We start from the raw sequence: 12,865 nt of genomic DNA on the forward strand, positions 1-12,865 counted from the left end.
TAACGGACATTCTAGACTCTTAGCATACTTGTTCTCATGATTCGAAGGGTTAACGGACATTTCGGGCGCTTAGAACGCTCAAACGACTCTGGTTGACTCCATTTTACTCTCTTAGCAACCAAAATGTCCGTTACAATTCTGCCTCATCCAAAGGCGGACTGTAAGGAGACATAATGTCCGTTAAACCAAGACTTCCTTCCCTTAGATCAAATGTTCCGCATTGCTTATATTGGGAAACAGAGTTGATCCTTGCTATATCGAATGTACAAAGAAACCGTCTCCTTTGGGTTTAGGGTTGGGTGGTACCTCCATTTTCCCAGAGAGCGGTTTCTTTTTGTTGGACGAAATGAAAGGGGGTGCCCCTCAGTTCATCTTAGGATCACTTTTGGGACACCCTTCTCTTCAAGTGCTTTACTTAGTTGGAGGTTAGATTGTTATCCCTCCGCCATTCTTTCCCGCCATCTATGCAATTGCTCCAAATCCATCGCCAGGAACTCATTTAACAGCTCTACCAGCCCCAAGTATAGAGGACTCGAGGTAGAAGCTCTAAGATCGGCCGAAAAGGCGGGCACCCATTTCAGCAAATGGTTCTCAAGGAAATTAATCTGCGCATTTATTTGCCGTTTGAAGCTGTCCTGCAGATGAATCTTGGTCAGCATTTTTTCACTCATGACCGCCATAAACTCCAGCTCCATCGCGATGCTGTCATCTCGTTCGCCGGAGATTTTATTGAAGACGACACCCCGGTCCATGTACATATCCCGGACTTCCGTCAGACAGAAAAAGCCGTTCACCCCTTCAGTTCTCGCACGGTACAAGCTCTCGCAAGTCTGCACCTTGGCATCATGGCCTGCGAATAACCGTTTAAATTCCTCGGTCTCTTCTGCGCATACCTGACGAAGGAAATCCTCCGGAATACGCTCGAGATACTCCTGTAATCTCTTACCGCCCTGACATACAGGAATAATCTGTTTATGCTCAAGGCGTCTCCGCCATTGAGCGATTTGTGACATGCGGGGAGGCCGTCCCAAAAAATCAACCAGCAATTGGTATATCCAGCCTCTAACCTCCATCCAGCGGGCTTGCTCTTCCGGAACATTCACAGACTCCCTGGATAGCATTGTCATAAAGGTCAACTCCCTGAAAGTTATATGTTCTATATAAGTTGAACTAAAGATTGTACACTAGAGGCAACGTGTGAAGTATTCTTACGATCGCTGTTGTTCACGGATTTCTTTGACTGAACTAAGCCATCATAGAGTAGAAATCCGCTCACAAAGGCGAACGCTAACGCTTCTTCAGAACACTTCACACTTATGCCCTTTATGTGTATTTTTCTAGTTCAACTTATATATAGGCAGTTCAAAAAGTCATCTTTTGATCACGAAGCAATACATGGAGCAAAATCGACATCGCATCTTGAAGTCAGCCCCCACTTTTTGAACCTTTCACTTTTTGAACTTTCACTAATAGTTATTCCCTACTAAAAAAAAGATGACCTCCAAGATATGTCGGAAATCATCCACTTAAGAACTACCGACACATGATTAAGGGGAATCACGTATCCTTGTCTTTATTATAACTCTTTTTGAAAGCGCTTTATGTGATGTTTTTGACAGAATACAGAATTTGTCACAGACTAGATAAAATTATGTGTGAGCTTGTTCACAATTCACCTTCTTGCCTCAAATAATGGAAAAACAAAAAGAACTTGGTTTGTATCCCCTTTCATCGGTGTGATACAGTGAGAGCGTAGTTCTTCTTATCGTCCAGGATGATGTTCAGTGAATTCGATCTGAAGAGAAAGGAATGGCGCATTTGCAAGATGATACGCGTTATTTATCCAACTCTTACTTGCCTTTAGGCCTGTTGAATTTTTTTGTGTATGGCACACTAGTTATTTTCGCCGCATTTTTCCAGCTATATCTAAAGGAAATCGGCATGAACATGCTCGAAATCGGAAGCCTGATGGCGATCGGCCCACTGGTCTCCTTGTTCGCCCACCCGCTGTGGAGATATTTCAGCGACCGGTTACGCAATGTCAGGCTCATCCTGCTTGCCATGTTAATCGGGCTACTGATTATCGGTCATCTTGTGTTCAGGGCTAACACGTTCTCGATGCTCTATTTTACAATGCTGCTGCTCTTCTTCTTTCAGAGCCCGCTGCTTGCTCAGACCAACAGCCTGACACTGGGAATGATCGAAAATACGGATCGCCGGTACGGAGCGTTTCGATTATGGGGATCGCTGGGGTGGAGCTTTATCGCGCTGACAGCCGGCCCTATTATTGATGCGGTCGGGCAGAACGGCACCTCGGTCTTATTCAGCCTGATGCTCCTGCTCTCGGTCGGCTCGGCTCTGCTGCTTCCCAGATCCCAAATGACGACGAATACGCCCTGGATTACGGGACGGGAAATCCGGCTTACCCTGCAGAATAAATACTTTCTTGCCTTTGTCGGTTTTGGGGTCTTGGTATCGATTCCTAATGCAATCAACGGAATTTTCATGCCGCTGTTTATGAATGATCTGGGGGGCTCCAAGCTGGAGGTCGGCGGAGCGATCTTCCTGTCCACTCTCTTCGAGGTCGTAGTTTTTGTTCTTCTGCGGCGTTATGTCAAAACGAAAATTACGTATCTCATGGGCTGTCTTACGATAGTCAGTCTATTATTCGCTATTCGCTGGGACCTTATGGGCGAAGCTACCCATCCGGTTCAAATCATATTCATTCAGGTATTGCATGCCGTTACCTTTGGAGGCTTCTTCTACGTCGGAACTAGATTGACCGGTCTATTCCTGCCGAAGCCGCTGCGTTCTGCAGGCCAGGCGGTTTATACCTTTGCCCTTAGCGGTGCGGCTGGTGTCATCGCGGGGCTCTTGGGCGGCTGGCTCTTCCAGAACTTTGGCCCGGTTGCTATGTATAAGCTCGGTGTGATCATAACCCTGCTCGGAACGATTGGCTTCGCGTTTATGTGGCAGATCCTGAGAGTGAACGGGTACACGCCGGCTATGGCGCACACCCCGCCTGATGAGCTTTAAGACCCTGACGCTAAAAAACTCCAAGCACCGCCTGCGGGCGAGCCTGGAGTTTTTTAGCGCTTATTTAGGCAATTGAAATGAGCTTTTGAGCGACACGATCAAATTAAAGACCGGATGCCCGGGCTTCGAATACTTCGGATCGACGTTGAAGTATCCATGGCGGAAGAACTGGAATTTATCCTGCGGTGCCGCGTCCTTCATTCCGGGTTCTACATAGCCTTGTACCACGGTCAACGAATTCGGGTTAACCCGCTCGAGGAAAGGCTTCTCTTCCTCGCCCTCTTCCTCCGGCTCATTGTCGAGAATCAGAGGTTCATACAGCCGGAACTCTGCCGGAACCGCTTGGGAAGCTTCCACCCAATGAATCGTCCCCTTCACCTTGCGTCCAGTAAAGCCGCTGCCGCTCTTGGTCTCCGGATCATAGGTACAATGAAGCTCGATTACCTTGCCGGTTTCATCTTTGATTACGTCATTGCATTTGATGAAATAAGCGTGCTTGAGGCGAACCTCATTCCCCGGAAACAGGCGGAAGTATTTGCTTGGGGGATCCTCCATGAAGTCTTCACGCTCAATGTAAATTTCACGGGAGAATGGAATTTGGCGGCTGCCCATCTCTTCGTTTTCACTATTATTTTCAGCTTCCAGAAGCTCAGTTTGTCCCTCCGGGTAATTTGTGATTACTACCTTGAGCGGATCAACCACCGCCATTGTACGCGGCGCCTTCAGCTTTAAGTCTTCCCGAATGAAATGCTCCAGCATTCTTATATCAATGTGCCCGAATGCCTTGGAGATCCCCGTCTCATAGATAAATGCCTTGATCGCTTCCGGCGTAAAGCCGCGACGGCGAAGACCGGAAATGGTTGGCAGGCGAGGGTCGTCCCAGCCGTCTACCAAGCCCTCGTCAACCAGTTGCTTCAGCTTACGCTTACTGGTAACGGCTCCTTCCAGGTTCAGTCGGCCGAATTCATATTGGTGCGGCTCGCAAGGCATCTCGGTCTCCGCGATCACCCAATCATAGAATGGGCGTTGATCCTCGAACTCTGTCGAACAGAGGGAGTGGGTTACCCCTTCAATGGCGTCCTCAAGCGGGTGAGCATACGCGTACATCGGGTAGATGCACCATTTGTCGCCTGTATTGTGATGGGCTGCATGAACGATACGGTAAATGACGGGGTCACGGAGGTTGATGTTCGGTGAGGCCATATCGATCTTCGCCCGAAGCACTCTCTCCCCATCCTTGAATTCACCGGCCCGCATCCGGTTGAACAGCTCCAGATTCTCCTCGACACTTCGGTCGCGGAAGGGACTGTTCTGTCCTGGCTCTGTCAACGTACCGCGGGTTTCCCGGATTTGATCCGCGCTAAGGTCGTCTACATAAGCCTTGCCCTTACGGATCAGGACCAGCGCACGCTCATACATTTCTTCGAAATAGTCAGAGGCATAATACAGCCCTTCCCATTCAAAGCCCAGCCACTTAACATCCTCTTGGATAGATTTAACGTATTCGACATCTTCTTTGACCGGATTCGTGTCATCAAAACGCAGATGCGTCCGCCCGCCGAACTCGTCTGCCAGCGAAAAGTTAATCCAGATCGCTTTGGCATGACCGATGTGCAAATAGCCGTTAGGCTCCGGAGGGAATCGGGTAACGACCTTGTTTACCTTCCCGCTCTTTAAGTCCTCGGTAATTATATTTTTAATGAAGTTAGGAGGAGTGAAGCTATTGTTCTCCACGTTGATCTTTCCTTTCCTTGTAAGGAGTCCCTGTTTATACGAACGTTCATTTTCTTCTTTTTAATATAACGGTATCTCTAGCTTTGTTCAACCGGACTCCACATGAGAATATCATCTACATATTGCCCGTCCAGATAAAATTCCTCAACGAGTCTGCCCTGCTCTTGAAAGCCGCATTTCCGGTAAAAGGCTACCGCATCCGGATTGCTGGAGAGCACCCGGAGACTCAGCTTGCGAACTCCCCTTGCTGCAGCCAACTCCTTCACGGCCTCCATCAGCTTCTGGCCAATTCCCATCCGCTGACAACCTGGATGAACGGCAATATTAATTTCAAGCACATGCTTGTTGCTCTCAAGCGGGGTCGGGTGGTCAAATCCCAGATATCCGCAGATTTTGTCATCCATACCTGCAACGAGCTGACTTCCAGGGGGGCATTTCCGCAAGAACTCCTCCCGGTTATTCCACTGGACGACGGATGGCGTGTTATTCCTTTGCCACACGAGATGGTCCAGCTCCATCAACTCTGATGCATCCTTCATCTGCGACAGACGAACCCATACTGAATTCGCCATTCCATCACCCCCCTTCCATAGTCTTACTTCAGATTATACCTGAACCGGTCAAGCTTTTAGAGGTTGTTCAAAAAGTCATCTTTAATCACTGCCAAGAGACAGCCTCGCTTCACGGTTCACTCTTGCATGCACCAGGAAGAAGGAGACCGACAATACAGCGGTGCCCATCGCCAGCCATGCTACCGGAATAAGACCGTTCCAGTCGAACAGCATACCCATCGCGTAAGGGCCGACAACCCTGCCCGCGACGCCCATCCCGCCGACTACGCCCAAATAGAACGGTGCCGCCTTACCGGAACGATCCGAGATAAATGCGGGTATTGCTGGAGAGATCAGCATTTCGCCAAAGGTCGTAAGGATCATCGCCAGCACCATGCCCGGATAATTATGCAAGGTCAGGATCGTGACATAGCCGAGAAAATAGAAAATTGCGCTGGCCGTCAGCTGCGATTCCGAGGAACCGGCAAAGGTCCGCTTGATCCACAGGACGAATGGCTGACCAACGAAGATCAACAGTCCATTGAGCGTCCATAAGATACTGTAATTCCACTCCGGCATTCCTTGACTAATCGTATAAGGGGATACCCCGTTATTCCAGATACAGTTGCCAAACCACAGGAAGAAGGAGCCCATTCCGATAAAAAGATAGATCGACACATTGCTTAACAACAGCTTTGCTCCGAGCCCTTCTGGCGCCTGCTTACGCTTCTGCAGGTGCAAAGGCCCCTCGTCTTTTTGAACCCTGTTCAAATAAATCCAGAAAAAAACAGCAAATGCCGCTGAGGTCGTTCCGTTCAAAATAAAGCTCATATGATAAGAAATCTGCGCCAAAAATCCGCTCAGCGCCGTACCAAGCGCCACGCCGATATTATTGGCAACATAAATAACGTTGAATAGCTCAGCGCGTCTCTCGGCAAACCGGAAGCCAATAAAGGCCTGAATTGCTGGCATAGGCATCGCATTAAAGAAGCCCACCATCCCCATCAGGGCAATGAACAAATGCCAATTGCTGCTTCCCGCCGGAAGCAATACCAGAAATACCGCATTCAGCAGAGTTCCCCCGACAATCAGCTTCTTGACGCCCAGCTTATGATACAGTGATCCGCCCAGTACTTGTCCGGCAATCCCGCCCAATGACATAACCAATAATACCAGCCCGGCATCTGTTACCGTTCGGCCCAGAATCTTGAACACATACATCGTGACCAACGGCCACATCAAGGATCCGCCCATAGAGCTGATCAGACTGGCGACTAGAAATATTTTGACTTCACGCGGATATGACTGCAGCCATTTCAAAGTATGTTCCCCCTCTATCCGGCAGCTTATCAAAACTATATAAGTTGAACTAAAGATTGTACACTGGAGGCAACGTGTGAAGTGTGCTTACGATCGCTGTTGTTCACGGATTTCTTTGACTAAACTAAGCCATCATAGCGTAGAAATCCGTTCACAAAGGCGAGCGCTAACGAGCTTATGCTCCCGAAGCAGCTTTCTTGCAGAAAGCTTTCACTACAGCACACTTCACACTTATGCCCTTTGTGTGTATTTTTCTAGTTCAACTTATATATATGAAATCTCTAAAAAAGAGGCCCATTCGGCCCCTTAACCTGTCGCTCGCTAATAACAGCGAATCAAAAGCTATTTTAACCCGGATTATCCTAGTATCGCTCATAAGCGCAGTACTGCGCAAGTACATTTATTGCCGCTTTAAACTGAACACTAGTGAAGCTGATTCCTCTGATTCCTCTGTTTATTCTGCTCACTCTTCTCGTAGTCTGAACAAGGGAAGTTACGACAGCCTGGTCTGATAAAGCAAATAAATACGGTGCCGGCGGCTACTGCCGCAGCACCGTATATTCTGGTCATTCGACCGTCAAACGTCCCACTAACCCTTCCACGCTATTAGGACCTACTATAATATCGAAGGCTCCGGGTTCAACGACCGGCTGCAAATCAAGCCCAATTAACTCAAGCTGCTCACGGTTAATCAGGAAGGCAACTTCCCGGGTTTCACCAGGCTCCATCTCAATCTTTTCGAAGCGCTTGAGCGCCTTTTCCGGACGCGTAACGGAAGCAGCCAGATCGGATACATATAATTGTACGATTTCCGCCCCTGCTACTGTTCCCGTGTTAGTAACCTGAACTGTTATCACGGCCTCCCCTGCCGTATCAATAACAGCGGGCTCCACCTTTAAGTTCCGGTATTCAAAGGTGGTGTAACTCAGGCCGTAACCAAATGGATAGCTCGGGGAGAGATCGGTCTCTAAATAGCGCTTGCCCCGGGTACGCCGGGAGTGGTAGTAGACCGGAAGCTGGCCCACTTCCTTTGGAATGCTGACCGACAGCTTGCCTGAAGGATTCACATCCCCAAACAAAATATCGGCAATGGCATGTCCGCCTTCCTGACCCGGATACCATGCTTCCAGGATGGCATCGGCATGTTCATCGATCCAAGGCTCTGTAATCGGCCGCCCGTTGATATAGACCACGATGAGCGGTTTACCAAGCCGGCGCAGTTCCTGAACCAGCTCCAGCTGCACTCCCGTCAAATGAAGGGTCGTACGGTCGATGCCCTCGCCGCACTCCATATCGTTCCAGCTATTATCCGTTACATTGGATGCTCCTGTCCGCAGATCAATAGCCCCTTCTCCAAAATCGCGTGCGCTTGACCCTCCGACTACAACGACTATAGCATCCGCCTTGATCGCCTGCTCCATTGCCAGCGGGAAGCCATCGCGATCCTCGCCCCTCACTCGGCATCCGGGCGCATACAGTATTTCCGTCTGCTCCGCTGAAAGCTTCTCACGCAGTCCGTCCAGCACGGTTACAATCTGCTCTCTGCGCTGCGGCGACGTATAATCGCCCAATTGATGGTAGGGGGCGTGGGCATTCGGGCCGATCACAGCCAGCTTGCTGATCTTGCGCGTTAAAGGCAACGTAGCCCGCTCATTCTTCAGCAGCACGATGCCTTCAGTAGCCACACGGCGGGCCAGTCGCCTGTGCTCGGGTTGCCCGATCACGGCCTTGGCGTGCTTGGCATCGACATAAGGCCGTTCAAACAGGCCCAATCTGAATTTCATTTCCAGCACGCGGCCGACGGCCAGATCCAGGTCCGCCTCATCCATCCAGCCTTGCTCTATAGCCGAATCTGCGTACTTGTTCAGCATTTCACCGGACATTTCCATCTCCACCCCGGCTTTGAGCGAAGCCGCAACCGCTTCTTCTCCTGTTGCCGCCGTGTTATGCCCATTGACCAGCATGTTGATGGCGCCGCAATCGGTAATGACAAAACCATCAAAGCCCCATTGCTCGCGAAGCACATCATGCAGCAAATAGCGGTTGGATGTACAAGGGACACCGTCAATTTCATTATAGGCAGGCATTACAGAACCGGCCCCCGCCTCCACAGCCTTACGGAAAGGGTACAGATCGACCTCGTGCAGCTCGCGCAAGCCAATATGGGCCGGCGCGCCGTTACGCCCGCCTTCGGAACTGCCGTACGCCGTGTAGTGCTTCAGAGTGGCCATGACACTGCTCTCGGATGCAAGGTCGTCGCCCTGAAGTCCTTCCACAGCGGCCACACCCATTTCGGCCACAAGCACAGGGTCCTCGCCAAAGTTCTCCTCTGTCCGTCCCCAGCGCGGGTCACGCACAACATCGAGCACCGGGGAATAGGTGGTGGCCCCGCCTTGTGCCCGGGTCTCAACAGCAACGGCTCGGCACATCTCCTTGAACAAGGCGGGATTCCATGTACTGCCGATCGTTAGCGGAACCGGGAATACAGTCGCGCCAATGGCCATATGCCCATGGGAGCATTCCTCGCCGAACAGAATCGGAATGCCCAACCGGGTCTGCTCGATCGCATATCGCTGAATTGTATTCACGGCCTCTGCGCCTTGCTCCGGTGACAACCCCGTTTCCAGCGTGACGCCTGTCCAGGGATCGGCCCGCAATGCTCCGTACAATGAGCCTACGCCGCCTGCCTTTAACTGCTCCTTGAAAGCCTCCGTCACCTCTACGGTTCCGTCCTCCAGCTTACGGTAGCATTTCCAGCCAAAAGGCTGAACGAGTTGTCCGATCTTCTCGGCCCTGGTCATTTTTGACAACAAATCCTGCACGCGTTCCTTCGGAGGAAGCGAGGCGTTGCGATAGCTCATTCGTCAACATCTCCTTTAGTCTATATAAGTCGAACTTATGTTTAATGCAAAGAAGCAGACGAGAAAATGTTCCTACGATCACTGTTGCTCACGGATTTCTTTTATTTAATAAGTTCTTATAAGGTAGAAATCCATTCACAAAGGCGAACGCTCCGCTTCTTCTGAATCATTTTTCTCGCTTGCTTGTTATGCCTTTTCCTTAATTCAGCTTATCTAGATAAACTCGCTCGATATGAACCTGATCCGGCCGGTACACAGCCAGTAGTTCCCCTTGTTTGTCTGCGGCGAACATAACGGTCCGTTCGCGCTCTACGATAAACCGGTAAGCCGCCTGTGTCTGAGGATTTCGAACCGCGATCTCGGCATCCGCTCCGAACTCCGAGACAAAAATATAAAGGTCGGCTTGCTCAAAGGTTAGCTTGCGTCCATAAATCCCCGCCAGTTCTCCCCCCTTGAACCATTCCAGTTCACTTGCCACACCGCTCTCGGCCAAAGCGTGCCGGTAAGCGGCAATGATCGGCTCATCCCGCTCGTTCAGCTCCAGCGGCAGCGGATTCCAGATCAGCTTGCCGGCGCCCAGGCTTACCACGACTGGCGACAATGCACTTCCCGGCTTACTATCATACTTGGCTGGACGCTCCACGACCAGCGTATTAATCTTGCGTTCTCCAAAGGCTACCTGGTACTGTCTTCCCTCCAGTTCAAGCGTCTCTTCCCGCAATACATTGCCTTGGTCCAACTCACCCAGTTCCTCTCGCAAGCGATCCGAGGTCGCTCCCCAGTGCGCATCAAGACGAATCGGTCCGTTCCACAGGACGATGGCACCCTGCTCCGCAAGCGCGACAAGTTCAGCAAAAGCCCCATCGTCAAAGTTATGCGCACTTGGTACGATGATCAGCCTAGCCGGGTGCTCGCGCAATTCGTGCAAATGATATTCCCCAATGCCCCGCGGATGCACATTCATCACATGGGCAAGTGTTCGGATTGCCTTGGTCGTTGCTCCATAAGCGAGCGGCTGATTGGAGAAGTCATTGGAGTACGGATAGACCACAACCACCTCCTCCAGCTTCCGGCCACGGAACCAATGTCCAATCTCGCTCATAAAGCTTCCAAAATCATAAGAAACATCTGCTTCCGGCTTCTGCGTTCCATCGGCGCGCAAAGCCCCTATGTTGGATTCGTTAGCATTATTCATGTAGTAATTGATATTCCAAATCCATTGAACAGCACCGGCTCCGCCGGTTGAGAAGGCATAAGCATATTTACGCTCAAGAATGTTGCGCAGCTCGGCTTCCGTCCGTTTAGCGCGTCCATCCGGATGCTGTATATGCATAATGCCGGTTTCCTGAACAAGGTTGGGCTTGCCCGGAGTTTTAGTGAACAGTCCATCCCAGGCCAGATGATCGTTCTGCCACCAGGAGTGAACCGTCGTATAGTCAACTTCCCGGGCGTAGAACGACGGAGAAGGCCGCTGTGAGCATATGCCTTCATCCTGTCCGACGGTTGCCAGATGCTCTGGATTAATGCGCCGTAACGTACCGATCAGCTCGGAGGCCCAGCGGTTGTGCATGTCCATTGTAAATAGTGTGAAGTCCAGCCAACGGGCCCATTTTTTGGGCTGCAACACGCTGCGGAATACCTTGTCATCCGGGTCCGGCGCTTGAGCAGAGGCAAAGTCGGGCAATTGCTCCGGCGTCATATTCCAGCGCTCCTGTAAGGCCGCCAAATCGCCGCCGTAACGTTGACTCAGCCAGTCTGACCAGGCTTGCTGCTCATACGTGTCACGTGCGGTAACCGGACCTTCGAAGATACGGGCCGGATCGAACAGACTCGGCTCGTTGATCAGATCCCAGTGCACATTGGTCGTCCCCTGTTGACGTGACACAATGGCTGCGATAAAACGCTTCTGTGCTTCAACCGAACGAGGGTCCAGGTATGGATTAACGCCTTCCCAGCTTTCCGGAGCAAAGGAGAAGAAGGTAAACGTCACTTCAAGCTCAAACCGTTTGGCCGTTAAAATAAAGGCATCGATTGCACGCAGAGCATCCTCAACAGCGTGGCCGTCTGCAAACATAATCTGGCGGTATCCCGTCCAGATGCCTGTCCGGATCAGGTTGATGCCGGCCCGGCTCATTTCGCCCATATCCCGCTCCCAGCGCTCCACATTTGGCAATTGCAGAAATTTACGCGAAACGTCGGAAGTCATATAGGTCATGCCTACAATCGGTACGGGCTTGCCGCCGCGCTCGAAGTAATCCCGCCCCGCCTTTAGCGGCTCCCCGCTTTGCAGGAGTTCCCGGTCCATGCCCCAGAAGGCTTGGGTAAGCAGCCGGCGCTCTCCCTTGGCAGACAAGGCAGAAGCTGTAACCCGGTACAATCCCGGCTCGGCGGCCAGCTTTACCGGAAGGCGAACGGGCTGCAAATCAGGAACGGCTCTCCCTGCTTCAAATTCCAGGCTGGCTGTCCAAACAGGCTCATCCGCCCCTTCCTTCCGCACCTCCACTTCAAAGCGCCAACGGTTCTCCGCTCCGGCCTCCGTGCGGGACAGAGCTTGCAATTGCAGGGTAAGCAGAGGTTGCTCGCCCGGCTCATAGCAAGCGTAGTTAGGCTTGAGCCAGATTTCCGTTACTCCGTAACCCGCAAATGACGCCAGTTCCTGCAGCAAGTCCGCTCCTTCAGCGCAGCCAACAATCATAGGAATCTCCTGATTCACGAGCACCCAGCGTCCGCCGGCATAAATACCTTTGTTTTGCTCCAAAAGCACAACAGATGCGGCACGCTCGCGCCCTGCGGCGTCCGCACCAATCAGCAACGGCGTAATCACCGAGTCCATCGGTCCGCATGATCCCATCTCAGCGGGAATATCGCTTGTTTTGCTCGGATGCAAAGTGAGTCCCCAGGTAGGCTCGATACCAAACCAGCTTTCTTTACCGCTTAGAACGGGGAACTCCGCTCCGGCTTTTTGGGTTCGAACGAGCGATACATCAACAGGCAAGGCATCGTGAATATCCAGCACTTGATGGTAGCCTACCTGCTCACGTTCTATGCACCACTCTCCTGTGTCCGTCTGTACCGCTGGCCGGCGGAATGGAGCCCCGCCCGTATGCAGCAGACCGCCACCGGACTGGAGATGAGCGCGTACCGCCGTCCAGGACTCCTTGGGGAAATATGGACCATGCAGCCAGACAAGGGTGTCCCACTTCTTCGCCTGCAGTCTGGATACCAGCCCTTCGGCATCAACCACCTCGGCCCACGCGGACGCAGCAGTCAGAAATGAGGTGTCCGGCCTCTTGCCGTCAAAAGGAAAGGATTGATCGTAAAATAGCAATATGTTCAATGTGGACCCGCCTTCCGGTTTATAAC

Annotated in this window: 7 protein-coding genes; 1 reads left to right on the forward strand and 6 read right to left on the reverse strand. The window is 51.5% G+C overall.

The features are described from left to right. Positions 1-434: 434 nt before the first annotated feature. Positions 435-1,127 (reverse strand): TorD/DmsD family molecular chaperone, encoded by a 693-nt coding sequence (locus TX85_RS18060; RefSeq protein ID WP_044481099.1) that lies wholly within the window; start codon positions 1,125-1,127, stop codon positions 435-437. Positions 1,128-1,809: 682 nt separating this feature from the next. Here TX85_RS18060 and TX85_RS18065 point away from each other — a divergent pair. Further along, entirely contained in the window at positions 1,810-3,036 is a 1,227-nt protein-coding gene (locus tag TX85_RS18065) for an MFS transporter (protein ID WP_044481100.1), read from the forward strand. 60 nt (positions 3,037-3,096) lie between these two features. Here the strand turns inward: TX85_RS18065 and TX85_RS18070 are convergent, their stop codons facing one another. The 5 genes from TX85_RS18070 to TX85_RS18090 form a co-directional block, all read right to left on the reverse strand. Then, the gene (locus TX85_RS18070) at positions 3,097-4,770 is read right to left on the reverse strand and encodes a glutamine--tRNA ligase/YqeY domain fusion protein (RefSeq protein WP_392391851.1); all 1,674 of its coding nucleotides are present in this window, start codon (positions 4,768-4,770) and stop codon (positions 3,097-3,099) included. A 77-nt stretch (positions 4,771-4,847) separates the two neighbouring features. After that, complete coding sequence (locus tag TX85_RS18075) at positions 4,848-5,342, reverse strand: GNAT family N-acetyltransferase (RefSeq protein WP_044481103.1); 495 nt, start codon at positions 5,340-5,342, stop codon at positions 4,848-4,850. Between the two features lie 81 nt (positions 5,343-5,423). Beyond that, positions 5,424-6,641 carry an MFS transporter gene (locus tag TX85_RS18080; RefSeq protein ID WP_044481104.1) on the reverse strand — a complete coding sequence of 406 codons (1,218 nt, stop codon included), beginning with the start codon at positions 6,639-6,641 and terminating at the stop codon, positions 5,424-5,426. Between the two features lie 566 nt (positions 6,642-7,207). Then, entirely contained in the window at positions 7,208-9,502 is a 2,295-nt protein-coding gene (locus TX85_RS18085) for a glycoside hydrolase family 3 N-terminal domain-containing protein (protein WP_044481106.1), read from the reverse strand. 199 nt (positions 9,503-9,701) lie between these two features. Continuing rightward, positions 9,702-12,839 carry a beta-galactosidase gene (locus TX85_RS18090; protein ID WP_044481108.1) on the reverse strand — a complete coding sequence of 1,046 codons (3,138 nt, stop codon included), beginning with the start codon at positions 12,837-12,839 and terminating at the stop codon, positions 9,702-9,704. Between the last annotated feature and the right edge of the window lie 26 nt (positions 12,840-12,865).

Origin of the sequence: Paenibacillus antibioticophila (assembly GCF_000455265.1) — a bacterium.
Taxonomy (GTDB): Bacteria; Bacillota; Bacilli; order Paenibacillales; family Paenibacillaceae; genus Fontibacillus; species Fontibacillus antibioticophila.